This is a genomic window from Rhizobium sophoriradicis (assembly GCF_003939025.1).
In the GTDB taxonomy this organism is placed as follows: Bacteria; Pseudomonadota; Alphaproteobacteria; order Rhizobiales; family Rhizobiaceae; genus Rhizobium; species Rhizobium sophoriradicis.
Genome location: NZ_RQIH01000009.1, coordinates 42486 through 66604, shown reverse-complemented (window position 1 = coordinate 66604; position 24119 = coordinate 42486). Strand labels below are relative to the sequence as shown.

26 protein-coding genes are annotated in these 24119 nt (G+C 62.1%); 12 read left to right on the top strand and 14 right to left on the bottom strand.

Annotated features, from left to right (window positions below; translation table 11 throughout):
• Positions 1 to 45 precede the first annotated feature (45 nt).
• Both EFR00_RS16450 and EFR00_RS16445 read left to right on the top strand, forming a co-directional pair.
• Positions 46 to 309 carry a type II toxin-antitoxin system Phd/YefM family antitoxin gene (locus EFR00_RS16450; protein ID WP_009996202.1) on the top strand — a complete coding sequence of 88 codons (264 nt, stop codon included), beginning with the start codon at positions 46 to 48 and terminating at the stop codon, positions 307 to 309.
• Positions 306 to 764 carry a type II toxin-antitoxin system VapC family toxin gene (locus EFR00_RS16445; RefSeq protein ID WP_009996200.1) on the top strand — a complete coding sequence of 153 codons (459 nt, stop codon included), beginning with the start codon at positions 306 to 308 and terminating at the stop codon, positions 762 to 764. The genes EFR00_RS16450 and EFR00_RS16445 overlap by 4 nt, the downstream gene beginning before the upstream one ends.
• Before the next feature lie 27 nt (positions 765 to 791).
• Here EFR00_RS16445 and EFR00_RS16440 read toward each other — a convergent pair whose 3' ends face one another.
• On the bottom strand, positions 792 to 1775 hold the full coding sequence (locus tag EFR00_RS16440) for a bifunctional riboflavin kinase/FAD synthetase (protein WP_039623031.1): 984 nt from the start codon (positions 1773 to 1775) through the stop codon (positions 792 to 794).
• Between the two features lie 14 nt (positions 1776 to 1789).
• Positions 1790 to 2638, bottom strand: coding sequence for a TIGR01459 family HAD-type hydrolase (locus EFR00_RS16435; protein ID WP_038687105.1), 849 nt, complete (start codon positions 2636 to 2638; stop codon positions 1790 to 1792).
• 335 nt (positions 2639 to 2973) lie between these two features.
• Between EFR00_RS16435 and groES the strand changes: the two genes are divergently transcribed.
• Together groES and groL are read left to right on the top strand one after the other, a co-directional pair.
• Positions 2974 to 3270, top strand: a complete 297-nt coding sequence (groES, locus tag EFR00_RS16430) for a co-chaperone GroES (RefSeq protein WP_004675403.1) — start codon at positions 2974 to 2976, stop codon at positions 3268 to 3270.
• Positions 3271 to 3341: 71 nt separating this feature from the next.
• Positions 3342 to 4979 (top strand): chaperonin GroEL, encoded by a 1638-nt coding sequence (groL, locus tag EFR00_RS16425; protein WP_038687103.1) that lies wholly within the window; start codon positions 3342 to 3344, stop codon positions 4977 to 4979.
• Between the two features lie 42 nt (positions 4980 to 5021).
• Here groL and EFR00_RS16420 read toward each other — a convergent pair whose 3' ends face one another.
• Positions 5022 to 5654, bottom strand: a complete 633-nt coding sequence (locus tag EFR00_RS16420) for a hypothetical protein (protein WP_125461960.1) — start codon at positions 5652 to 5654, stop codon at positions 5022 to 5024.
• An 18-nt stretch (positions 5655 to 5672) separates the two neighbouring features.
• On the opposite strand from EFR00_RS16420, the gene EFR00_RS16415 reads away from it, so the two are divergent.
• Positions 5673 to 6119, top strand: coding sequence for a hypothetical protein (locus EFR00_RS16415; protein WP_077991132.1), 447 nt, complete (start codon positions 5673 to 5675; stop codon positions 6117 to 6119).
• Between the two features lie 180 nt (positions 6120 to 6299).
• Here the strand turns inward: EFR00_RS16415 and EFR00_RS16410 are convergent, their stop codons facing one another.
• Positions 6300 to 7010: a glutathione binding-like protein gene (locus EFR00_RS16410; RefSeq protein ID WP_077991091.1), complete on the bottom strand. Its 711-nt coding sequence runs from the start codon at positions 7008 to 7010 to the stop codon at positions 6300 to 6302.
• 203 nt (positions 7011 to 7213) lie between these two features.
• On the opposite strand from EFR00_RS16410, the gene EFR00_RS16405 reads away from it, so the two are divergent.
• On the top strand, positions 7214 to 7627 hold the full coding sequence (locus tag EFR00_RS16405; RefSeq protein ID WP_039618089.1) for a DoxX family protein: 414 nt from the start codon (positions 7214 to 7216) through the stop codon (positions 7625 to 7627).
• A gap of 81 nt (positions 7628 to 7708) precedes the next feature.
• On the opposite strand, the gene hisG is transcribed toward EFR00_RS16405, so the two are convergent.
• From hisG to hisS, 3 genes are all read right to left on the bottom strand, one after another.
• Positions 7709 to 8404 carry an ATP phosphoribosyltransferase gene (gene hisG / locus EFR00_RS16400; RefSeq protein WP_009992757.1) on the bottom strand — a complete coding sequence of 232 codons (696 nt, stop codon included), beginning with the start codon at positions 8402 to 8404 and terminating at the stop codon, positions 7709 to 7711.
• Positions 8401 to 9522 carry an ATP phosphoribosyltransferase regulatory subunit gene (locus EFR00_RS16395; RefSeq protein WP_039618084.1) on the bottom strand — a complete coding sequence of 374 codons (1122 nt, stop codon included), beginning with the start codon at positions 9520 to 9522 and terminating at the stop codon, positions 8401 to 8403. The genes hisG and EFR00_RS16395 overlap by 4 nt, the downstream gene beginning before the upstream one ends.
• Before the next feature lie 174 nt (positions 9523 to 9696).
• Entirely contained in the window at positions 9697 to 11220 is a 1524-nt protein-coding gene (hisS, locus tag EFR00_RS16390; RefSeq protein ID WP_077991092.1) for a histidine--tRNA ligase, read from the bottom strand.
• A gap of 138 nt (positions 11221 to 11358) precedes the next feature.
• On the opposite strand from hisS, the gene EFR00_RS16385 reads away from it, so the two are divergent.
• Positions 11359 to 12108 carry a hypothetical protein gene (locus EFR00_RS16385; protein ID WP_038687093.1) on the top strand — a complete coding sequence of 250 codons (750 nt, stop codon included), beginning with the start codon at positions 11359 to 11361 and terminating at the stop codon, positions 12106 to 12108.
• Between the two features lie 146 nt (positions 12109 to 12254).
• Here EFR00_RS16385 and EFR00_RS16380 read toward each other — a convergent pair whose 3' ends face one another.
• Positions 12255 to 13304: an aldo/keto reductase gene (locus EFR00_RS16380; RefSeq protein ID WP_039618080.1), complete on the bottom strand. Its 1050-nt coding sequence runs from the start codon at positions 13302 to 13304 to the stop codon at positions 12255 to 12257.
• 253 nt (positions 13305 to 13557) lie between these two features.
• On the opposite strand from EFR00_RS16380, the gene EFR00_RS16375 reads away from it, so the two are divergent.
• Positions 13558 to 14262, top strand: coding sequence for an HAD family hydrolase (locus tag EFR00_RS16375; RefSeq protein WP_039618078.1), 705 nt, complete (start codon positions 13558 to 13560; stop codon positions 14260 to 14262).
• A gap of 13 nt (positions 14263 to 14275) precedes the next feature.
• Here the strand turns inward: EFR00_RS16375 and EFR00_RS16370 are convergent, their stop codons facing one another.
• Both EFR00_RS16370 and EFR00_RS16365 read right to left on the bottom strand, forming a co-directional pair.
• Entirely contained in the window at positions 14276 to 14782 is a 507-nt protein-coding gene (locus EFR00_RS16370) for a hypothetical protein (protein WP_039618076.1), read from the bottom strand.
• Positions 14779 to 15408, bottom strand: coding sequence for a DNA-3-methyladenine glycosylase I (locus EFR00_RS16365; protein ID WP_009994503.1), 630 nt, complete (start codon positions 15406 to 15408; stop codon positions 14779 to 14781). Before EFR00_RS16365 ends, EFR00_RS16370 begins: the two co-directional genes overlap by 4 nt.
• A gap of 228 nt (positions 15409 to 15636) precedes the next feature.
• On the opposite strand from EFR00_RS16365, the gene EFR00_RS16360 reads away from it, so the two are divergent.
• From EFR00_RS16360 to EFR00_RS16350, 3 genes are all read left to right on the top strand, one after another.
• Positions 15637 to 16383, top strand: coding sequence for a L,D-transpeptidase (locus tag EFR00_RS16360; protein WP_039618072.1), 747 nt, complete (start codon positions 15637 to 15639; stop codon positions 16381 to 16383).
• Between the two features lie 135 nt (positions 16384 to 16518).
• Positions 16519 to 17205 (top strand): L,D-transpeptidase, encoded by a 687-nt coding sequence (locus EFR00_RS16355; protein ID WP_039618071.1) that lies wholly within the window; start codon positions 16519 to 16521, stop codon positions 17203 to 17205.
• A 122-nt stretch (positions 17206 to 17327) separates the two neighbouring features.
• Positions 17328 to 18002 (top strand): outer membrane protein, encoded by a 675-nt coding sequence (locus EFR00_RS16350; protein WP_009991158.1) that lies wholly within the window; start codon positions 17328 to 17330, stop codon positions 18000 to 18002.
• Between the two features lie 122 nt (positions 18003 to 18124).
• Here the strand turns inward: EFR00_RS16350 and EFR00_RS16345 are convergent, their stop codons facing one another.
• From EFR00_RS16345 to EFR00_RS16325, 4 genes are all read right to left on the bottom strand, one after another.
• Positions 18125 to 18565 (bottom strand): hypothetical protein, encoded by a 441-nt coding sequence (locus EFR00_RS16345; protein WP_077991093.1) that lies wholly within the window; start codon positions 18563 to 18565, stop codon positions 18125 to 18127.
• Between the two features lie 46 nt (positions 18566 to 18611).
• A complete protein-coding gene (gene glcF, locus EFR00_RS16340; protein WP_039618068.1) occupies positions 18612 to 19922 on the bottom strand; it encodes a glycolate oxidase subunit GlcF in 1311 nt (436 codons plus the stop codon).
• 237 nt (positions 19923 to 20159) lie between these two features.
• Complete coding sequence (glcE, locus tag EFR00_RS16330; protein ID WP_038687074.1) at positions 20160 to 21359, bottom strand: glycolate oxidase subunit GlcE; 1200 nt, start codon at positions 21357 to 21359, stop codon at positions 20160 to 20162.
• On the bottom strand, positions 21356 to 22795 hold the full coding sequence (locus EFR00_RS16325) for an FAD-linked oxidase C-terminal domain-containing protein (RefSeq protein WP_038687072.1): 1440 nt from the start codon (positions 22793 to 22795) through the stop codon (positions 21356 to 21358). Before EFR00_RS16325 ends, glcE begins: the two co-directional genes overlap by 4 nt.
• A gap of 158 nt (positions 22796 to 22953) precedes the next feature.
• Here EFR00_RS16325 and EFR00_RS16320 point away from each other — a divergent pair, with 158 nt between their 5' ends.
• Positions 22954 to 23850, top strand: coding sequence for a LysR family transcriptional regulator (locus tag EFR00_RS16320; protein WP_077991094.1), 897 nt, complete (start codon positions 22954 to 22956; stop codon positions 23848 to 23850).
• The last annotated feature ends 269 nt before the right edge of the window (positions 23851 to 24119 follow it).

Genomic DNA, 24119 nt, shown 5'->3' with positions numbered 1-24119 from the left:
ATATAATCTGACTATCTGACCAGATTCGATTGCGGGCGTTGGGACATGAGAAAAGTCATTAAGCAAAGCTGGAAGCTCGAGGACGCCAAAGCGCGCTTCAGCGAAGTCGTGCGCCGTGCCCGCAGCGAAGGGCCACAGCGCGTCACAGTGCGCGGCAAAGACAGCGTCGTCATCATCAGCGTCGAAGAACTCGAACGGTTGACGAAGGCCGAGCCCAAAAAGCCCCTGGTCGACTTCATGGAGAGCCTCGCTCTGAAAGAGCTCGATCTGGAGCGGGAGCCCGATTACGGGCGGGACGTCGAACTGTGATCGGATGGCTGCTCGACACCAACGTCATTGCGGCGCTGATCAATCCGAACGGCGCGCCCTCCGTGAAGTCCTGGGCTGCCGCGCAGGACGAGAACCAGATGTTCATCAGCGTGCTCACCCTCGCAGAATATGACGAAGGCATCGAAAACCTGCCTGAAGACGACCGGAACCGCTATCGTTATATAGCGGCGCGCGACGCTCTGGAGGAGCGGTTCTCACAGCGTACTCTCTCGCTGAGCGACGCGGGCGTCAGGCACTGGGGTGCTATTTCAGGGCGCACAAAACTGCGAACCGGACATACGCAACCGGTCATCGACACGATGCTGGCCGCCACCGCCATTGAGCACAATCTCTATCTGGTGACGCGGAACGTAAAGGATACGCGCTTCTCCGGCGCGGCAGTTTTCGATCCGTGGACAAACGATCCGGATCAATTTCCATTGAGCCGGAAATAATCGAAGACAAGCACATTTTACCGTGGCTCAGGAAAAGCAAAGCTTCCGGTCGAGGTCTCCGAGCGGCTTGACACCCGCCAGCAGCGCCCTCGCCTCCTCTTCGTCGCGCCTGATCTGAGCGACGAGCGGATCGAGGCCGTCGAATTTCAGCTCCGGTCTAATATAGCCGAAGAAGGAGACGGCGCAGAGCTGGCCGTAGAGATCGCCGCTGAAATCGAAAAGAAAGGTTTCGAGCAGCGGCGCGCCATTTTCCGTCACCGTCGGGCGGCGGCCGTAGCTTGCGACCGCGTCGTGGAGCGTTCCGTCCTGGCGGCGAAAGCGGACGGCGTAGATGCCGGCGGCAAGCTCGGCCTCCGGCGGCAGGCGCATGTTGGCGGTGGGAAAGCCAAGCTGCCGGCCGAGTTTTTCGCCGTCGATCACCTCCGCCTCGACGGTATAGCGGTAACCGAGCATGCCGGCGACTTCGCTGACATTGCCATCCTTCAGCAACGCGCGGATATGGCTCGACGAGACGACATCGGCGTTTTCGTCGCGGAAGGCATCGATCAGAGTGACGCCGAAGCCGTAGGTCTGGCCGGCATTCATCAGGAAGGCCGGACCGCCTTCGCGGCCGCGGCCGAAGTGGAAATCGAAGCCGGTGACGACTTCGGAGGCGCCGAGCCAATCCTTCAGGATCGAATGGATGAAGTCATCGGCCGAGCGCTGCGAGAATTCGTAGTCGAAGGGATATTCAATGACGGCGTTGAACCCCAGCGTTTCCAGGATACGGGCCTTGAGCGGCGCGGGTGTGAGGCGGAACACCGGCGTCTGCGGCCGGAAGACGGTGCGCGGATGCGGCTCGAAAGTCAGCACTAGAGCGGGGATGCCGCGCGCTCTGGCGATCTCAAGCGCGCGGTTCAGCACCGACTGATGACCGCGATGCACACCGTCGAAATTGCCGATGGCGATCACCCCGCCCTTGAGATGGGCGGGCAAGGGATCGCGGGTTTCATTGCGGTGGAAGACGGTCATCGGCTGGCTTCTCTTCATGCAAGGCGCGGCATCCACCACTTCGGCGCGGCGTTTTCCCGTTCGAGGTAGGCGTTGAGGATTGCCTCGTCGGTTTCGCCGTTCAAGGTGTATTCCTTGGCGTGGATCCCGCCGCTGATGTAGAGAAGGTCGAGGCCAAAATTCAAGGCGCCGCGGACATCGGTCGGCATGCCGTCGCCGATCGCCAGCACGCGCTCAGTGGGGACATCGCCGCGAAGTTCGCGGGCAGCGGCCAGCGTCGCCTCGTAGATCGGCCGGTGCGGCTTACCGGCGATGCGGGTTTTGCCGCCGAGCTGCTCGTAATAGGCGGCCATGGCGCCGGCGCAGGGAATGATGCGGTGGCCGCGCTCGACGACGAGGTCGGGATTGGCGCAGATCATCGGCACTTCGCGCGCCTGAAAATCCAGAAGCATGTCGGTGTAATCTTCCGGCTTCTCGGTCTCATCGTCGAAAAAGCCGGTGCAGACGAGCGATCGCGCTTCGCCTGCCGGCACCCGCTCGACGCCGATGCCTTCGAGAAGCGCTTTGTCACGCTCGGGGCCGAGCAGAAAGACCGTCTTCGGTCCCTCGGAAATCAGCCCGCGGGTGACGTCGCCCGAGGTGACGATCCTGTCGAAGGCGCTGTCAGGGACGCCGATATGACGCAACTGCTCGACGACCTGCCAGGAAAGGCGCGGCGAATTGGTGATGAGGACGACGGCGAGGCCGCTCTCGCGGGCGGCCTGAAGGGCGGCAGCTGCCTTGGGGAACGGATCGACGCCGTTGTGAACGACGCCCCAGACATCACAGAGCACCACATCATAGCGATCCGTGATCTCAGAGAAGGTTTCTATCCGCTTGGCCATTCCAATATCCCGAGTTGCTGCAGTCACCGGTGACATTGCAAAGGCGCAGGACGATGGCAAGGCATTTTCTTCGCCATCAGCTACCACAAAGCTCAGTCGCGACAATCCGGCGCGTGATCGGCAAGGCTCGGCCGCGACAGAGAGTTCGGCCGAAATCTCCGGCATTTCTCCGGTCTCTTCACAATTCCGGCACAAAAATTCGTGATTGCTCTCATTGACTCCTTTCGGAGCCATCCCTAAATGCACGTCGCTAGCACTCACCGCAAGGGAGTGCTAACACCTATCCATGTGGGCCACTCCGGCCTGCGAATGTCATTCGATCGAGGGATTAGACAATGGCAAGCACCAATTTCCGTCCGCTTCACGACCGCGTCGTCGTTCGTCGCGTCGAGTCCGAAGAGAAGACCAAGGGCGGGATCATCATTCCCGACACCGCCAAGGAAAAGCCGCAGGAAGGCGAAATCGTCGCCGTCGGTTCCGGCGCTCGTGACGAGTCCGGCAAGGTCGTCGCACTCGACGTCAAGGCTGGCGACCGCGTGCTGTTCGGCAAGTGGTCCGGCACCGAAGTCAAGATCAACGGCGAAGACCTTCTGATCATGAAGGAAGCCGACATCATGGGCATCATCGGCTGATTGGCCGATCCGCTTTCCCGAAATGACTGACGGGCTTTTGCCCGAACAAATCGAATTCAGGAGTCACAAACATGGCAGCTAAAGAAATCAAGTTTGGCCGCACCGCGCGCGAAAAGATGCTGCGCGGCGTCGACATTCTCGCCGATGCAGTCAAGGTCACGCTCGGCCCGAAGGGTCGTAACGTCATCATCGACAAGTCCTTCGGCGCTCCGCGCATCACCAAGGACGGCGTTTCCGTCGCCAAGGAAATCGAACTCGAAGACAAGTTCGAAAACATGGGCGCCCAGATGGTCCGCGAAGTTGCTTCGAAGACCAACGACATCGCCGGCGACGGCACCACGACTGCAACCGTTCTTGCCCAGGCGATCGTTCGCGAAGGCGCCAAGGCCGTTGCCGCCGGCATGAACCCGATGGACCTGAAGCGCGGCATCGATCTCGCCGTCGCCGAAGTCGTCAAGGATCTCCAGGCCAAGGCCAAGAAGATCAACACGTCGGAAGAAGTCGCCCAGGTCGGCACGATCTCGGCAAACGGCGAGCGCCAGGTTGGCCTCGACATTGCCGAAGCCATGCAGAAGGTCGGCAACGAAGGCGTCATCACGGTTGAAGAAGCCAAGACCGCCGAAACCGAACTCGAAGTCGTCGAAGGCATGCAGTTCGACCGCGGCTACCTCAGCCCCTACTTCGTCACCAACCCGGAAAAGATGGTTGCCGACCTCGAAGACGTCTTCATTCTCCTCCACGAGAAGAAGCTCTCGAACCTGCAGTCGATGCTCCCGGTTCTCGAAGCCGTCGTCCAGACCGGCAAGCCGCTCCTCATCATTGCTGAAGACGTCGAAGGCGAAGCCCTTGCAACGCTCGTCGTCAACAAGCTGCGCGGCGGCCTGAAGATCGCTGCCGTCAAGGCCCCTGGCTTCGGCGACCGCCGCAAGGCCATGCTCGAAGACATCGCCATCCTGACGGGCGGCACTGTCATCTCCGAAGACCTCGGCATCAAGCTCGAATCCGTCACGCTCGACATGCTCGGCCGCGCCAAGAAGGTTTCGATCTCCAAGGAAAACACCACGATCGTCGATGGTTCGGGTGCCAAGTCCGACATCGAAGGCCGTGTTGCCCAGATCAAGGCGCAGATCGAAGAGACCACCTCCGACTACGACCGCGAGAAGCTGCAGGAACGCCTTGCCAAGCTCGCCGGCGGCGTTGCCGTCATCCGCGTCGGCGGTTCGACCGAAGTCGAAGTCAAGGAAAAGAAGGACCGCATCGACGACGCCCTCAACGCGACGCGCGCTGCCGTTCAGGAAGGCATCGTACCGGGCGGCGGCGTTGCCCTGCTGCGCTCCTCCGTCAAGATCACCTCCAAGGGCATCAACGACGACCAGGAAGCCGGCGTCAACATCGTTCGCCGCGCTCTGCAGGCTCCGGCCCGCCAGATCGCTGAGAACGCAGGCGACGAAGCCTCGATCGTTGTCGGCAAGATCCTCGACAAGGATCAGGACAACTGGGGTTACAACGCCCAGACCGGCGAATATGGCGACATGATCGGCATGGGCATCATCGACCCGGTCAAGGTCGTTCGCACCGCCCTGCAGGATGCCGCTTCCGTTGCATCGCTGCTGATCACTACCGAAGCCATGATCGCCGAGCTGCCGAAGAAGGACGCTCCGGCTATGCCGGGCGGCATGGGCGGCATGGGCGGTATGGACATGATGTGATAGGCCAACGGCCTTTCACAGCATCGTCCATGAATCCGCCCATCAATTAAGATGGTTCAGCGCGGCAAGCGCGCTGAACTGGCGGTATGGACATGATGTGATAGGCGAAAGCCTGCACTCATTCCGGCATCCGGAACAGGAAGGGCGGCCCTCGGGTCGCCCTTTTTCTTTGCCCCAGATTTTTGCTCGAAACGATTCGATCCGTTGCGCACGATTTTGTGTGGTGCAGCGCATTTGCCGGACGGTCAAGCTTTCCCGAGGCTTGCGCCGCTGCTTGTTTTTCTCTCCACGCAAGATGCGCGCGGTCGCCGCCTTACGGCGATATATCTCCCGCCAAGTGGGGTGAAACGTGGGAAAAGCGCTGAAAATTGGGCTCTGTTCTGTCCAAAAGTGCCTATAGGCCGACAGGATCTCGATCCGAACACCCCTTAAAAAGCCGTTGCCGTTTGTGCAAAAGCTCCTATAAATCCGCGCTGCAATTGAAGTGCGCCCGGCGATCATTTTCGCTGTCAGACGAGGGCGGAAGGCGATGCCAGAATAGTCGGTTTCGAAGGGCTCCGGTTCGGAGGTCCGGATGGCCGTGGCAATGATCGCCGCTATGGGCGCGGGCATTATGCCCGCTGCTGCATAAACCTGTTTCTTGTGTTTGCCGAGCGTGCGGCGGAGAAGCCGCATGCGAACGAGGGAACGCCCGTGTTCAAGATTGCCAAAGCCAATGCAGCCGTGCCGTTGCTACCCGGCTCGATGAACGACAACAATCAACAGCACGAGATGCTGGCGCAGTATTTCGTATCCGAAAGCTGGACCTGCGATCTGTCGAGCGGCGTGCTTCGTCTCGGCAAGTGGAGCGCCATGCTGCACGGCCTCTCCGCAGAGGAATGCGGATTGCTGAACCTGATACGATGCTACGATTCCGGAGATCGCAGTCACGTGCTGGAACTGTTCGAACAGGCGGCAACACACTGCTCCTCCTTCTGCTTTTCGACGACGATCATCATGCCGAACGGCTTGCGCCAGCCGCTATTCTCCATGGGCGAGTCAAATGGGCTCGAGGAAAAATACAGCGGCAGCCTTGCTGGCGTCTTCGTCTTTCCGCGTTTCAAGCTCGAAGGCGCAAGGCAGATCACTAACCGGCAATAGAGGCGGGCGGGAATGGCTGCCCCTCACCCTAACCCTCTCCCCGTAAAAACGGGGAGAGGGGACGCGCCCTGCGCGAGGTAAGTAGGTACGGAGAGGTAGCGGCATATCCCCTTCGCCCCGCGTGCGGGGAGAAGGTGCCGGCAGGCGGATGAGGGGCAGGCGGCGATCTCTTGCCGTCAACTACTCCGGCTTGACCGGGATATTGAGGCCCCGGGCGCTTGCTGGACGGGCGATGCAGCGTTCCAGCCAATCCGAAACGGCGGGGAAACTCGCATAGTCGAGGACCTCGCGGCCGCCATAGAAGATGTCGGCGCCGCGGACCCAGGTGAAGGTGGTGATATCGGCGATCGTATACTGATCGCCCATGATCCACTGACGGCCCTTCAACCGGCCTTCGAGCACGCCGAGCAGCCGTTTGGATTCATCGCGATAGCGCTCCACCGGATAGGAATTGTTGGCGACCTTATCGGCGGCGGATTTGTAGAAATGGCCGAACTGACCGAACATCGGGCCGATGCCGGCCATCTGGAAAAACACCCACTGAATGCATTCGTAGCGACCGGCGCCATCCTCAGGGATGAGCTTGCCGGTCTTTTCCGCGAGATAAAGCAGGATGGCGCCGGATTCGAAAAGGCCGATCGGCTTTCCCCCAGGCCCCTTCGGATCGATGATCGCCGGAATGCGGCCGTTCGGATTGAGAGATTCGAATTCCGGTGACTTCTGTTCGTTGGCGTCGAAGGAAACATAATGCGGCTCATAGGCGAGACCGAGCTCTTCGAGGGCGACGGACACTTTCACGCCGTTCGGCGTCTGCAGCGAATAGAGCTGGATGATGTCGGGATTTTTCGCCGGCCATCGCCTCGTGATCGGAAATGCGGAAAGATCTGCCATCGGAGTCTCCAGGGTTCGGCGCCGACCATAGGAGACGAGGCGCTGGAAAAGCAAGCGAGGCGTCGTTTCATATTATTGAACGAAGTGTCCCCTTCCGTCTATCTTTGCATAACGAAGGAAATAGGCGAGATAGGGATATCAGAGATCCACAGCGTGCCCGGTGGCACTAAGATCTTGAGAAGCCATTCAACGGAGCAACATCCATGTCGAACGCCTTTATCCTGATTGCCCGCATTCTCCTGTCTTTCATGTTCGTCCTTTCCGGCTTCATGAAGCTAAGCGATCCTGCCGGTACTGCTGGCATGATCGCCGGTGCCGGCCTGCCGGCAGCATCCCTGTTGGCTTATGCCGCAGGCCTTTTCGAACTGCTCGCCGGCCTTGCGGTTCTCACAGGCTTCCAGGTCCGGATTGCCGGTTGGCTGCTCGCGGGCTTCTGCGTCTTCACGGCCGTTGCCTTCCACCTGCCCTACGCAAGTGGCGCGGAACTCGTGAATATTCTCAACCAGATCATGGTCATGAAGAACATCACGCTTGCCGGCGCGTACATCTTGCTCGCCACCGTCGGTGCCGGTGCCTATTCGATTGACGCCCGCCGCGGCGCCTATGCGGCTGCCTGATAGAACGAATATCCTCCCAAGCATGCAAAACCCGCCGTCATTGAATTGACGGCGGGTTCTCTTATGCATTGACGGCGGAGATCAGAGCGCGGCGCGCACCGCGTCGACGATCGCCTGCACGACCGGGTCATCTGCATGGCTATCCTTGCGGGCGCGCACTAGGCAGGCCTGCGAATGCAGTATGACGCCGTCCTGGAGCACCTTCAGGTGGTTGGCGCGCAGCGTCGAGCCGGTGGAGGTGATATCGACGATGATATCGGCCGAGCCGGAGGCAGGCGCCCCTTCGGTGGCGCCGAGGCTTTCGACGATGCGGTAAAGCTGGATGCCGTGCTGGCTCGAGAAGAACTGCTGGGTCAGCCGCCAGTATTTAGTGGCAATCGCCAGGCGCCGGCCATGGCGGGCGCGGAAATCGGCCGCGACATCGCCGAGATCGGCCATGGTCTCGACATCCAGCCAGATCTCCGGCACCGCAACGACGACATCGGCGTGACCGAAGCCGAGGCGGGCGCAGAATTCGACGCGCTTGTCGATCTCGGCAAAACCTTCCCGCATCAGATCCTCGCCGGTGACACCGAAATCGACGGTGCCGTTGCCGAGTTCGCGGGAGATTTCGGAGGCCGAAAGGAAGGCCACTTCGACATCGTCCCAGCCTTCGACACGGCCGCGATAGGAGCGGTCGTTGCCGACAGCCGTAATCGTCATGCCGGCCCGCTCGAAGATCGCCGAGGCATCGTCCTTCATCCGGCCCTTGGAGGGAAGCGCGATGGTGATGGTCATGCGGCTGCCCTTTCGGTTTCGATGCGGTCGAGCCAGAAGGAGAAGCCGACGGCCGGAATGCGGTCCGTCGCGCCGAGGAAGGTCAGGAGTTTATCGAAGCGGCCGCCGCCTGCCAGAACCGACGTCGATCCCTCTACCGTCACCTCAAAGACGAGACCGGTGTAGTAATCGAGCGGCCGCCCAAAGGCGGCGCGATAGTCGAGGCAGGACAGATCGACGCCGGCATCGCCAAGGGCGCCGACGCGACCATTGAAACGGGAGAGCGCATTGCCGAGCTTCAAGCCGGCGGCATCGGCAAAACCGGCCAGCGCCGCCGACGCATTGACGAGCGGCACGTGCAGCGACAGGAACTCTTCCAGCACATGGAAGGCCGCATCGTCGAGACGCGTTTCGGAAAGGATGAGCTTTTCCTTGAGCCGCCGGGCGATCTCCAGCGGCGAGCGACTGGCATTGGTCGAATAGCCCGTCGCCTGCATTTCCTGCTCGAGATGGGCGATCAGTGCCTGTTCGTCGCCTGATGCGATAAGCCTTGCGATATCGTCGTCCAGCCCGGTAACGAATTGCGGGCTGACGAGGCCGGCCAGCAGCGCCTCCAGCTGTGTCATGTTGCCGAAGGCATGGATCAGCCGCTTCTGCCAGCCGAGCGGCAGGCCGAGCGCCTGAACGACCGCCTCAAAAACCGCCTGGTCGCCTAATGTCACCGACAGGCGCCGGCCCGGCAGCAGGCGGGCGAGAATGCCGGTGGCGTCGCCGATGGCGCGGGCATCGGCGCTTGGTATGTTGATATCGCCGAGATCCTCGATGCCGGCCTGATAAAATTCATTGGCGCCGTCGCGGCGCTGGCGGAAGACCTCACCGAGATAGGCGTAACGCTTCGGCGTGCCGGTCGCCGTCTCGATATGGCGTAGACAGACTGGGATGGTGAATTCGGGACGCAGGCAGAGACTGGCGCCGGTTTCACTCTCGGTCATGAAGATACGGCGGCGCAGATCCTCGCCGGCGATATCGAGGAACGGCTCCGCCGGCTGAATGACCGGCGTATCAATACGCTCGGCCTTGCGAGCGTCAAATTCGGAAAGCAGGTCGCTCGCGAATTCGGGGAGGTTGATCAGGGGCATGGTGTCGCTCCTGGGAAAAGTCCCCTCCCCAACCCCTCCCCACAAGGGGGAGGGACTAACTCGCGGCGGTCGTCGAACGAAATCGAGAGGACCTCCGATGAAGCAAATGTTGAGTTGGGCACACCGGCGCCAAGTAAAGCCCCTCCCCCCTGTGGGGAGGGGTTGGGGAGGGGTTTATTGCGCATCGCCCGCCCTCTTCCGATCCTCCGCCTGCGCGGCAAGGATCTCCTTCACCTTGGCGACAAGGTCGGCCTCTGACACCGTTACCTGCGCCACGCGGGCTTCGCGCCAGCTGGCATTGTCCTCGATCTCGCCGGACAGCCGCTTGCCCTCGATCAGATCCTTGATCTGCACGACGCCGGTTGCGCGTTCGTCGCCGCCCTGGATGATGGCGACGGGGCAGCCGCGGCGATCGGCATATTTCAGCTGGTTGCCGAATTTCTTCCAGTTGCCCTGGAACATCTCGGCGCGGATTCCGGCGGCGCGCAGCTGCTGCGTCATCCTCTGATAACGCCCCATCGCCTCGACATCGCCGTCCATGACGGTCACCAGCACCGGCTCGATCACTTCGCTGGCGCCGAGCTTGCCGAGGTTCTTCAGCGCCGTCATCAGCCTGGAGACGCCGATCGAAAAGCCCGTCGCCGGAACCGGCTGGCCCATGAAGCGGGAGACGAGGCCATCATAACGACCGCCGCCGCCGACCGAGCCGAAGACGACCTTCTCGCCCTTCTCGTTGGTGACGTCGAAGCTCAGCTCGGCCTCATAAACTGGGCCGGTATAATATTCGAGGCCGCGCACGACGGAGGGATCGATCTTGATGCGGTCGGACTGGTAGCCGGCGCTCTTGACCAGCGCACCGATGAAATTCAGCTCCTCGACACCTTCGCCGCCCTTCGAGGTTCCGGCAACCAGCTCGCCGAGGCGCGCAGCACTTTCGGCATAGTCCTTGATGCCGACGAAGAACAACACCTTGTCGATCTGCGCCTGGTCGAGGCCGGCGCCCTTGGTGAAGTCGCCGGACTCATCCTTGCGGCCGGGACCGAGCAGCAGCGCCACGCCTTCCGGGCCGAACTTGTCGAGCTTGTCGATTGCCCGCAGCACGTTCAGCCGCTGGCCCGCCTTGTCGTCGCCGCCGAGGCCGATCGCCTCGAGCACACCGTCCAGGACCTTGCGGTTGTTGACGCGGATGACGTAGTCGCCGCGCTTGATGCCGAGGGCTTCAAGCGTATCGGCCATCATCATGCACATTTCCGCGTCGGCCTGGACGCCCGGCGCGCCGACGGTATCGGCATCGAACTGCATGAATTGGCGGAAGCGGCCCGGGCCCGGCTTCTCGTTGCGGAAGACGTAACCGGCGCGATAGGTGCGATAGGGCAGCTGGATCTCGTTGAAATTCTCGGCGACATGGCGGGCGAGCGGCGCCGTCAGGTCGTAACGCAGCGACATCCACTGCTCGTCGTCGTCCTGCAGCGAGAAGACGCCCTCGTTCGGCCGGTCGCTGTCGGGCAGGAACTTGCCGAGCGCATCGGTATATTCGAACAGCGGCGTTTCCACGGGGTCGAAACCGTAATGCTCATAGACTTCCCGGATCTTTGCCGTCATCTCGTTGACGGCGCGGATATCGCCGGCCGTCCGGTCGACGAAGCCGCGCGGCAGGCGGGCCTTGAGCTTTTGCGGTTTCTTCTGCTTGTCGTTCATTTCCGGGAATTCCGCTGACTGTGACAGTGGCGGTGTCCTAGCGGATTGGGCGGGGAGCGGCAAGGGCGCAGGGGTCTTGATGTCGCTGCCAGAATCGATGGAACGAGGGTAGCCATCCGAAACGCGGGGATATGCATCATGATCGCTGAAGCGCTTCTCTATGCCGCGACATGGCCGCTGACCGGCAAGCGGCATCGAAAGTTCATCCGCTATTCCGTCAATCTCTGGTCGCGGGCCGGGCGTTGCGCCCGGCAATGGGCCGAACATGAGGAGAAGAGCCGCAATGCGATCCGCGCGGCGACAGCCGATCTCAGGCAGAAGCGGACGGCCGTCGTGCTCGGCTCCGGCCTGCTGCGCGACGTGCCGATCGAAGAGCTGGCCCGCGATTTCGACACCGTCGTTCTGGTCGATCTTGTCCATCTCGCCTCGGTGCGGCTATCGGCGAAGGCCTCCCGCAATATCCGGCTGATCGAGCGTGATCTTTCCGGCTATGACGCGCTCGCCGCCGGCGGAGAGCCGGAACCGCTCGGCTTCCTGCGCACGGTGCCCTATCTCGATTTCGTGGTTTCGGCCAATCTCCTGTCGCAGATCGGCCGCGGCGTGAAACGGCGCTACGAAGCCGAGGCGGCCGGAATGCCTGCCGATACAGTGGAAAGGCTGATCTCGGCGCATCTGGCAGGCCTTTCGGGTCTAGCCTGCCGCCATTGCCTGGTGACCGACATCGGCTATGCCATCATCGACCGCAACGGCAAGACGCATGAGCAGGCCGACCTGCTGCACGGCGTTCCGCCGCCGCCGGCGAAAGCCACCTGGACATGGCCGGTCGCGCCGCTCGGCGAGGAGAGCCGGGATTACCGGATCGAGCACAAGGTCATTGCGGCCTGGTGATCTAGATATGACCGGTGCTCGACCAGCAGCCCCTCAACCGGCTGCCGCCACCAACCGGGGTCGAGACCAGTGGCTCGACCCCGGCAAGGGTTAGGCTGAGGGGCAGATTTCCGGGCCCGGACAGCAGTGGCGCTGCACCGGCGATCTCAGTCCTTCGGCTCGAAATCGGCCGGGCGGCGGCCGGCGCCTTGTCGCGACAGCATCCAGCCCGGATATTCGGGGGCAAGAGCGCTCACCTCGTCGAGCCTTTTCATATCGTCGTCGTCGAGCTTCAGCTTGACGGCGGCGAGATTCTGGTCGAGCTGATCGACACGCTTGGCGCCGATGATGACTGAGGTGACGAAAGGCTTGGCGAGAATATAGGCGAGCGCGACGGTGGCGACGCCGGCGCCGTGCTTTTCGGCGATCTCGCGCATGACGGCGACGCAGGCCCAAGCCCTGTCCCTGTCAACCGGCGGGAAATCGAAGCTGGCGCGACGGCCTTCGCCGTTGCCGGGCGCGCCGGGACCATATTTGCCGGACAAGAGACCGCCAGCCAGCGGCGACCAGACCATCAGGCCGAGCTTTTCCTCCTGCATCATCGGCACGATGTCGCGTTCGAGATCGCGGCCGGCGATGGAATAATAGGCCTGCACGGTCTCGAAGCGGGCGAAGCCGCGCCGTTCGGAGAGACCGAGCGCCTTGGAAATGCGCCAGGCCTGCCAGTTGGAGACACCGATATAGCGGACAAGGCCACGCGAAACGAGATCGTCGAGGGCACGCAGCGTCTCCTCGATCGGCGTCACCGTATCAGTTGCATGGATCTGATAGAGATCGATGTGATCCGTCTGCAGCCGCTTCAGGCTCGCTTCGACGGAATCCATGATATGGCCGCGCGAGGCGCCGCGGTCGTTCGGCTTGTCGCCCATGACGCCGTAGACCTTGGTGGCGATGACGACATCCTTGCGCGGTACGTCGAGGTTCTTCAGCGCCTGGCCGAGCAGCCTTTCGGATTCGCCGGATGAATAGACGTCAGCCGTGTCGATGAAATTGACCCCTGACGCCAGCGAGCGCTCGACGATCCGGTCGGCGGCCTTCTGGTCGACATCGGCGATGGCGCCCCACATGCTGCCCTGTTGGGCCTCGCCGAAGGTCATCGTGCCCAAGCAGATTTCCGAGACAAAAAGTCCGGTATTTCCGAGTTGATTGTAACGCATGGTCGAAAAAATCCTTTGTGTCTGCCGCAAGGGGGCTTGCGAACTTCAGAACTTCATTTTTTGATTATTGGCCTGCGCGCGACAGGCACAGCCGTGGCTGGCTGCAGGGTGAGGCCAATTCGATGTAGTGCGGCGGCAGCGCTTTTCAACGCGGCAGCCTGCCGCATCGGAAGCGAACGCCCTCTTTAGCTGCAGCCCTTGTCTCGACACAGGCGGCCGATAGATTGCCGGCCATAGTTCAAGAGGTGCGCATGTGACGACGCGAGGACTGACAACGATCGGCTTCGATGCCGACGACACGCTTTGGCAGAACGAACAATATTACCGACTGACGGAAGCCCAATTTACCGAGCTTCTTGCCGATTTCGCAGAAGGGCCGAAGATTTCGGAGCGGCTGCTGGAAGCCGAGAAGCGCAACCTTCGCCATTACGGCTTCGGCATCAAGGGCTTTACGCTGTCGATGATCGAGACGGCGATCGAAATCACCGAGGGCAAGGTTCCCGCGAGCGTCATCGCCAAGATCCTCGATACCGGCCGCGACCTGCTTTCCCATCCGGTCGAGACCATGCCGCATGCGCGCGACACGCTGGAGGCGCTTGCCGGCAAATATCTGCTCGTGATGATCACCAAGGGCGATCTCTTCGACCAGGAGCGCAAGCTTGCCCAATCCGGCCTCGGCGACTTCTTCGATGCCGTCGAGATCGTTTCCGACAAGACCGCCGTCACCTATCGGCGCATCTTCGCCAAGGTCGGCGACGGACCGGAGCGGGCGATGATGGTCGGTAATTCACTGAAATCGGATATCGTGCCGGCAATCGCCGCCGGCAGCTACGGCGTCTTCGTGCCGCACGAACTCACTTGGGTGCTGGAACATGTGGACGAACCGACGGAAGCGCCGCGTTTCCGCAAGATCGGCCATCTCGGCGAATTGCGCGAGCTGATCGACCGGCTGGCATAGGCCGGGCCCTGCCCTATTGCGGCTTGGGCGGCGCCTTCGGAAACAGCGACGGCGGCTCCGGCTCGGCCGGCGGTTTCGGCGGCGGCGGCGCGGCAGCCAAAGGCTCGATCAGGATGCTGAAAGGCGCGCCGAGGCCGCGGCGCGGCGAGACCTTGGAATAATAGGGACGCAGCAGCCAGGTGGTGTTTTCCTTGACCGTCGTCTGAAAATCCATGCCGTCCTCGTCGGTGCCAAAGAAGGCCTCGTCATCGGGCTTCGACAGGTCGAAAATCGCCAGGAAGGCGAACTTGCTCTTGGTGGCAAAGCTGATCTTGACGTGCTGGCCGGCGCGCACCGGCAGCGTGTAGACATGGCTGTTGCCGAATTTCGTCCAGCCCTTGAGCTGCATGGTGACCGCCGGGAATTGCAGCTTCTCCAGCTTCTCGCCGGGATCGAGCTGCGGCGTCTGCGCCATGGCTGACATCGGCAGAAAGAACAGGACGAGGGCAGCAATCGTTGTTTTCACGGACAGATCTTTCATGGTCGAACCAGGGCGGCGCGCATCGCCTCGACCTCGGGCCGGCAGAAGCAGCCCTCGAGATGATCATTGACGAGACCCATTGCCTGCATGAAAGCATAAACTGTGGTCGGGCCGACAAAGGTCCAGCCACGCTTCTTCAGATCCTTCGAAATGACCACCGAGGTCGGCGTCGTCGGATTGGCGACGATATGCTCGCGGTCGACTACCGCCGGCCGCTCGTTATGGCCCGGCTCGTAGCGCCAGAAATAATGGGCGAGCGAGCCGAATTCGTCTCGTAGCGCAATGGCGCGCCTGGCATTGTTGATGGTCGAAACAATCTTGCCGCGATGGCGGATGATGCCGGCATCGGCAAGGCAACGATCGACATGCGCCTCGCCGAATAGCGCCACCTTGTCGAAATCGAAGCCGACAAAGGCGGCACGGAAATTCTCCCGCTTGCGCAGGATGGTCAGCCAGGAAAGGCCGGACTGGAAGCCTTCGAGGCAGATCTTCTCGAAGAGGCGAATGTCGTTGGTAACAGGACGGCCCCATTCCTCGTCATGATATTTGAGATAATCGGGCAGATTGGCGTGCCAGTGGCAGCGGCTCTTGCCGTCCTCGCCGATAATGATGCCAGTCGCGCTCATGATCCTTCATTCTGCCGGGGGCCGTTTCGTTTTCCGGTCTTGATTCCGGCTTTACCATTTGCCAACCGTCTTTCCAAACCGAACGGTAACCCTGACGAAAAGTTTATGCGATCGGTCGGCTTTTCAGGAATCGATCTTTACCATTCGCTGGCGGATCAGGTGGCAGCGTCTCATCGGGCGGACATGTCCCGCCAAACCATTTTCGGCCATTTGTAGAGAGTCCGTCCGATGATGAAACAGCTTGTTCTTGCCGCAGCCCTCTTCGGCGCCTTCACCACGGCCGCCCTTGCCGACGACCGCTACGCCACCCGCCCGCCTGTCGTGCTGAGCCCCGACCTGACGGCGCCGTGGATCAACCAGCTCGGCGGCAAGGTTCGCCCCGTGGTCTACCAGCGGCCGGTCGTCCAGCCGCAGCAGCGCGGCCTTTTCCAGCGCCGCGTCATTCGTCAGGCGCCGCGGCCGGCACCGCAGACCGTCTCGGTGATCAATCCCGGCATCCCGGCGATCCGCCATCCGATCGAGCCGCAATTCCTGCCGCAGACGGTCGACTACGACACCCAGGAAAAGCCCGGCACGATCGTCATCGATACCAACAACCGCTTTCTCTACCTGGTGATGGAAGGCGGCAAGGCGCGGCGCTACGGCGTCGGCGTCGGCAAGCCCGGTTTCGAATGGGCCGGCGCCCACAAGATCACCCGCAAGCAGGAATGGCCGGACTGGACGCCGCCCGCCCAGATGATCAGCCGCGAAGCCGCCAAGGGTCACTACCTGCCGGCGCGCATGGACGGCGGCCCGGAAAATCCGCTCGGCGCCCGCGCCATGTATCTCGGCTCGACGCTTTACCGCATCCACGGCACCAACGCGCCCTGGTCGATTGGCAGCGCCGTTTCCTCCGGCTGCATCCGGTTGCGCAATGAAGACGTCGTCGATCTTTATGACCGCGTCAGCGTCGGAACCCGCGTCATCGTCATGTAACGGCACATACATTATCTTGGAAGCCGCAAGAACAGGCGGCTTCTTTCGCCGAAATTGCTTTATCCGGCCGGGCCGATCTTGAATTGGGCAGAAGTTCATGTAGCTTCGGGCGAATTTGCTTGAGGGGAATCGATCATGATCAAATTGATGCCAGGTCTGGCCGCGGCCGGACTTGTTCTGTCCTTGATGTCCACGTCCGCCTTCGCAGCCCCGGCCGGCTCCGACAACGCACAGCGCCCGGCTCAGGTCGTGCGCGTTGCGCAGATGCCGAAATATGTGAAGCCGCAGTTCAAGCGCAAGAAAGTGCGCCTGGTGACGACGGAAGCAGCCGGCACCGTCATCATCGATACCAATAACAAATATCTCTATCTCGTCGAAGGCAACAACCGGGCCACTCGCTATGGTATCGGCGTTGGCCGTGACGGTTTCGGCTGGTCGGGCATCGTCAAGATCGGCCGCAAGGCCGAATGGCCGGCATGGACGCCGCCGGCCGAAATGCGCCGCCGCGAAGCCGCCAAAGGCCACATCATCCCTGCTTACCAGGAAGGCGGCGAGGACAATCCGCTCGGCGCCCGCGCCATGTATCTCTATCAGGGCGGCCGCGACACCATCTTCCGCATCCACGGCACCAACCAGCCCTGGACGATCGGCCTCAACATGTCTTCCGGCTGCATCCGTATGATGAACGCGGACGTGATGCATCTTTATGATCGCGCCGCCGTCGGCACCAAGGTGATCGTCATCGGCCCCGGCAATAAGCAGGGCAAGGTGGCGTTCGAGGACAGAGGCATCGACGTGCTGCGCACCATGTTCGGCGGCTGAGCAACACCTGCTAAAAAACGAAGGCGCTTTTTAGAAGCGCCTTTTATTTCTCTTGGACTTTGCGGCGGAAAGCTGGCAGAGGTGCCTAAGAGTCGACATATTTGCAATATCGGGGCTATTCAATGACATATGCGCTGCGTTCTTCCGCCTCCCTGCTTGCGGGCATCGCGTTTTTCACATTCTGTTCGGCAGCTTCCGCCTCGGCGGAAGATCTGCAATTCTCCATTTACGGCGGTTACCAGACCGCGCCGCATAGCGGCGTCGACGTCTCGGACGGCACGAGTTTCACCGCCGGCTGGGAAGGCAAATCCTTCGGCTCGCCGCCCTATTACGGCGCTCGCGTCACCTGGTGGCTTGAGGATTTCAACAAGCCGAACTGGGGTATCTCGCTCGATTTTACCCATGATAAGGTTTATGCCGACGACGACACGCTCGCCAAGGCCGGCTGGTCGCATTTCGAATTCACCGACGGCCTGAACCTGCTCACCGTGAACGGGCTCTATCGCTTCCAGGATCCGGCCCGCCGCTGGACGCCCTATCTCGGCGCCGGTATCGGCGTGAACATTCCGCATGTCGAAGTGATTCGCCCCGAGGGCAAGACCTGGGCTTACGAATTCGGCGGCGTGACGCTGCAGGCGCAGGCCGGCGTCGACTTCAAGGTAACCGAGCGCTGGTCGACCTTCGTCGAATACAAGGGCACCTATTCGCGCATCGACGTTCCGATCGACAGCGGCGACCGACTGAAGACCAACATCTTCACCAACGCCGTCAATGTCGGCGTCTCGTTCCACTGGTGATGAATTGAATTTCTGCTGCGGCGTTAGAGCGGTCCTGCTTTTCATGAAAGCAGGACCGCTCTAACTTTTTGTTTGGGCGCAATTTCGGACGGAAAACCGCTTACACTTTTCCTGAAATTGCTCTATTTCGTGCCGCAGCTGACCTTGCCCTCGGCAGCGTAAGGTTTGCTGCCGCCCTCGATCGTCAGGGAACAGGTGCCGCTGAAATTTGCCGAAGGCTTGCCGCGCACGCCAGCGACCACCACCAGATCGAGCGTTGCCCTTTCGGTATCGTCACCGCCGCCATCAAAGACTTCCAGGAGCAGTTCGCCATCGCGCGCCCAGTGGTTGCTCAGATGCTGCGATTCGAACACGCGCTTTGAAAAGGCGGGCGCTTGCGCGGGATCCTTGACAATAAGCGCGCCGCGGAAATGGTTGAGCCTGTGGCCGGCATCGCTTGCGAAACCGCTTTCGAGGGTAAAACGCGCTTGAGCATCATCTGCGGAACAGAATAAGCGGCTGTCGGCATGGGCCGCGCCTGCCGCCGCGAGCAGTCCCGCAAGTATAATCATTCCCCGCCACATCGCCCGACCTCCCGAGAGCGGCCCGAATGGGCCGGCTGCATTCTCTTCAGCCTAATGGCAAACCTGTTAATTTTTCCGGCATAGCGCCGCCATAGGCCCAATCGAGCAGCTCGACCGTATGCAGGATCGGGATCGCGGTGCCGGTGGCGATCTGGGTGATGCAGCCGATATTGCCGGTGGCAATGATGTCGGCCTTGGTCGCTTCGATATTCCTGACCTTGCGTGCCTTCAGCGCCGCCGAGATCTCCGGCTGCATGATGTTGTAGGTGCCTGCCGAGCCGCAGCAGAGATGGCCTTCGGCCGGATCACGCACCGTAAAGCCTGCCGCTTTCAGCAATGACTTCGGCGCAAGGGTGATGCGCTGGCCGTGCTGCATCGAACAGGCGGAATGATAGGCGATCGTAATGCCCCTCGGCATATGGGCCGGCAGCTCGAGCGTTGCCAGATATTCGGTGATGTCCTTTGTCAGCGCCGAGACCCTGGCCGCCTTTGCCGCATAGGCGCGGTCGAGCCGCAGCATGTGGCCGTAATCCTTGATCGTCGTGCCGCAGCCTGAAGCGGTGATGATGATCGCATCGAGCCCCTGCGTCTCGATTTCGCGCGTCCATATGTCGACGTTGATCCGCGCACTTTCGAGCGCCTGTTCGGCGCGGCCCATGTGGTGGACCAGCGAGCCGCAGCAGACCTCGCCTTCCGGCGCCACAACCTCGATACCGAGCCGCGTCAGGAGCCGGATCGCCGCCTCGTTGATGCCGGGATCAAGCACCGGCTGGGCGCAGCCGGTCAGGATCGCCACTCGGCCGCGCCGCTCTGACGTTGGCCGATAGATGCCGGGTTTTGAAAGATCCGAGGCGGCCGGCAGGCGCCGCGGCGCCAGCGCCAGCATGGCGGCAAAGGGTTTGAGTGCCGCGCCGCGCATCAGGCCAGCGAAGGGGCGGCCAAGACGGGCGAGACGGAGCGCCAGGCGGAAACGGCCGGGATAGGGCAGCACGGCGGCCAGAAGGGCGCGCGTCAGCCGGTTCATCAGCGGGCGCCTGTAGGTTTTTTCGATATGGGCGCGGGCGTGATCGACCAGATGCATATAGTCGACGCCGGAGGGACAGGTGGTGACGCAGGCAAGGCAGGAGAGACAGCGATCGATATGGGTGACGACCTCGGCATCGGCGGGCCGGCCGTTTTCCAGCATGTCCTTGATCAGATAGATGCGGCCGCGCGGACTGTCGAGCTCGTTGCCGAGCGTCACATAGGTGGGACAGGTGGCGGTGCAGAAGCCGCAATGGACGCATTTGCGCAGGATTTTTTCCGATGCGGCGACATCGGGGTCGAGCAGTTGAGTAGGGGTGAAGTTGGTTTGCACTAGCGGGGCCTCCGCTTCGGGGGCGCTGTGCCTGGGGCACCCCCCTCTGTCCTGCCGGACATCTCCCCCACAAGGGGGGAGATCGGATGGGATTGACGGCCTCCCCAAACAACGAAAGTGCTGTAACTGCGATACGCCAGATAAGAAGCGATCGTCCAACTTCTTGCCGATCTCCCCCCTTGTGGGGGAGATGTCCGGCAGGACAGAGGGGGGTACTCCGCGCGCGCACTCATCTTCTCATCCCATCTTCCCCGGATTGAAAATCCCAGCCGGATCAAACTTCTCCTTCACCCGCCGCGACAGCATCGCCACCGCCTCGGGCTCCGGATGAAAGGCGGCCGTTGCCGCCCTCGCCGCAGCGGAGGCGCGGATCAGCGTCGCGTGGCCGCCGCCCAGCGCCTTGATGAAGCGGCGGACCAGCTCAGCCTCCGGCTCCGCCTCCATGCGCATCCAGACGAGGCCGCCTTGCCAATCATAAAAGGCATCGACGCCGGCTTCGAGACGGAGCGCTGCGACCAGCTGATGGGCGGTGCCGGGGGCGACCGAGACGCGCCAGACCGGCCGCCCCGTGCCGTCGGCATAGGGCATCACATCGCGGATTTCCCGCCAGAGTCGGCGGCTCTCCGGCTCATCCAGCCGCGCCACCGTTGCAAAAGCCGACATCGCCGCCGCGAGCTTTTCGATACGCGCATCGACCGATCCGGCCAAACCTTCGATACGCAGAACCGTCGCCTCGCCCTCGGGCAATTTGCCGGCGAGGAATTTCCAGGTCACCGTCAAGGGCAGATGCGCCGCACCCGAGACTTCGACCGGCAGCGCCATTGCCGCGGCCATGGCCTTTGCCGCCTCGGCGTCGTTGAGGCCTGAGAGAACCACCGTCCGCTCCGTCTTCGGGCGCGGCGGCACGCGAAAGGTGACTTCGGTCAAAAAACCCAGCGTACCATGCGAGCCGGCGATCAGCTTGACGAGATCGAGGCCGGTGACATTTTTCATCACCCGGCCGCCGGCCTTGATGATCTCGCCGCTGCCGTTGACGAAGCGCACGCCGAGCAGACTGTCGCGGGCAGCGCCCGCAACCAGCCGGCGCGGGCCGGAGACATTGGCTGCAAAGACGCCGCCGATGGTCGGCTCGCCGGACCTCGCCATAATGGGGCGATGATCCATCGGCTCGAAGGCAAGCATCTGGCTATTTTCGGACAGCGCCGCCTCGACCTCGGCAAGCGGCGTACCCGAACGGGCTGTCATGACCATCTCGCCGGGATTGTAGGCGATGATGCCGGCAAGCCTGGTCGATCGCAACCGATCTTCGGCTGCAACGGCATTGCCGAAACCCGAGCGCGTATCGCCGCCGCAGATCGCGAGTGGCCGGTTCATCTCCGCATGGGCGCGGACGATCGCCGCCGCCTGTTCCTCGCTCGTCGGCATCAGATCGATCATGCGGCGGGGCGTCCTTCCAGCGGAAAGACCTTCGACGGGTTGAGGAGCCAGCCGGGATCGAAGGCGGCGCGCACCGCCATCTGCTGGGCCAGATCGGCCTCCGAATACTGATGCCGCATCAGGTCACGCTTTTCGATGCCGACGCCGTGCTCGCCGGTGAGGCAGCCGCCGGCATCGACGCAGAGCTTGAGGATATCGTTGCCGGCGGCTTCGGCACGGGCGGCATCCTGCGGATCGTTGGCGTTGAAAAGGATCAGCGGATGCATGTTGCCGTCGCCGGCATGGAAGACGTTGGCGACACGCAGGCCGTAATGATCGACGATCTCGGCGGTCTTCTTCAAGACGTGCGACAGCTGGCTGAGCGGCACGGTGCCGTCCATGCAGATATAGTCGGCGATGCGGCCGGTGGCGCCGAAGGCAGATTTGCGGCCCTTCCAGATCAGCGCCGCTTCGGTGGCCGACTGGCATTCGCGCACGGTCTTGACACCGTGCCTGCGGGCGATGTCGACCACGTCCTTCAGCATGGCGTCCATCTCCGCCTCCGAACCCTCGACCTCGACGATCAAGAGCGCGCCGACATCCAGCGGATAGCCGGCATGGGCGAAGGCCTCGCAGATCTCGATCGCCGGCTTGTCCATGAATTCGATCGCAACGGGGATGATGCCGGCGGCAATGATATCGGCAACGCAGGCGCCCGCCTCTTCTGAAGCTTCGAAGCCGAAGAGCACCGGGCGGGCGCCTTCCGGCTTGGCGATCAGCCGCACGGTCGCCTCGGTGACGATGCCGAGCTGGCCTTCATGGCCGCAGACGAGACCGAGCAGGTCATAGCCGGCTGCATCGAGCGCCTTGCCGCCGAGCTCGATCACCGTGCCGTCGACCAGCACCATCCGAACACCGAGCAGGTTGTTGGTGGTCACGCCATATTTCAGACAGTGGGCGCCGCCGGAATTCATGCCGATATTGCCGCCGATGGTGCAGGCGAGCTGCGAACTCGGGTCGGGCGCGTAGAAAAACCCCTCCGCCGACACGGACTCCGAGATACTGAGATTGGTCACGCCCGCCTGCACCACCGCGACGCGGTTCGGCAGATCGATCTCAAGGATGCGGTTCATCTTCGACAGGCCGAGCACGACGGCATCCTCCTGCGGAATGGCGCCGCCGGAAAGCGAGGTGCCGGCGCCGCGCGGCACGACCGGAACGCCGTAGCGATGGCAATAACGCATGACGGCTGCAACCTCGGCCGTGGTGCGCGGCAGGGCGACGGCGAGCGGCAGGCGGCGATAGGAAACGAAGGCATCGGTCTCGAAGGGCACCAGTTCGCGCGCCTCATGAACCAGGCATTCCGGCGGCAGCAGATCGGTGAGATCGGCGACGATTTGAGCTCGGCGCGCAAGCACATCGGCGCGCGGGGCGAGAAACGAAATGGCGTCGGACATGGCGTTCTCCTTAGCCCTGGCGACGGGAATGACACGGGAAGACGACAGCGGAAGCCGGCCGCGAACCTCCCTGCCGCGGGCAGATCGGCTTAGCACTTTCTCGAAACTGGCGCAAATGCTAAGCACTTATGCCAAAAGGGGAAAAGTCACAAAAGCTTATGACCAATCTGGGCGATCTCGAATTCTTTGCCAAGGTCGTTTCGACGGGGAGCATGTCGCTTGCCGGGCGCATGCTCGGCTTTTCTCCCGCCGTCGTTTCCAAGCGCATCAAGCGGCTGGAGGACCGGCTCGGCACCCGGCTTTTGCAGCGCACGACGCGGCAGATCTCGCTGACGGAGGCCGGCCAGGGTTTCTACGACCGCGTTCTCGGCATCCTAGCCGGGCTGGAAGAGGCCGAATTTTATATTTCCGGCCGCGCGGCGCAGATGCACGGGACGCTGAAGATCTCGGCACCGACCTCCTTCGGCCGCATGCATATCGCGCCGCACCTGAAGGCCTTCATGCAGGCGCATCCGGAGCTGGCGATCAACCTGGTTCTGACCGACGAATTCAGCGACATCGTCGGTGGCGGCTTTGATCTGGCGATCCGTATCGCCGAACTCACCGATTCCAGCCTCGTCGCCCGGCGGCTGGCGCCGGTTCGCCGGCTGCTCTGCGCCTCGCCGGATTATCTCTCGGCACATGGCGAGCCGCGTGATATCGACGATCTGAAACACCATCGCTGCCTGCCGGCACACAATGGCGACAACTGGCGGCTGAACGGGCCGAATGGGGCGCTCAGCCTGCGGCCGGAAGGCATGCTGGTCACCAACTCCAGCGAAGTGATCCGCGAGGCTGTCATATCTGGACTCGGCATCGCGCTGCGCTCTACCTGGGATATCGGCGAAGAGCTCAAGGCCGGCCGTCTGGTGCAGGTGCTGCCGGCCTATGAGGGCTCGCCCAATGTCACGCTGTCGGCCGTCTATCCCAGCCGGCAATTCCTGCCCGCCAAGGTGCGGCTGTTCATCGACTATTTCGCCGAGCTTTACGGGCCTGTCCCCTATTGGGAGCGCTGATTGCGCGAAGGCGATGCACAGTTACCACATTTGCAAAAATCCTGGTGGAACAATTGGCGCCGCCATTGATTAGGTGGCACAGCAGCATCATATTGTACACCTGTGCAACAGGACGCATTCGAGACAGGTCGTGACGGTTATTTCGAGCCTGCCCCAGCTCGATTTCCCGTATGAACGGTAATAAAATTGCTGTTCGGATCGTCCTGCCGCTTTTGGATTGCGTAAGCTTTGTGTGATACAAGTAACGTATATGAGTGATTCCTAACAAC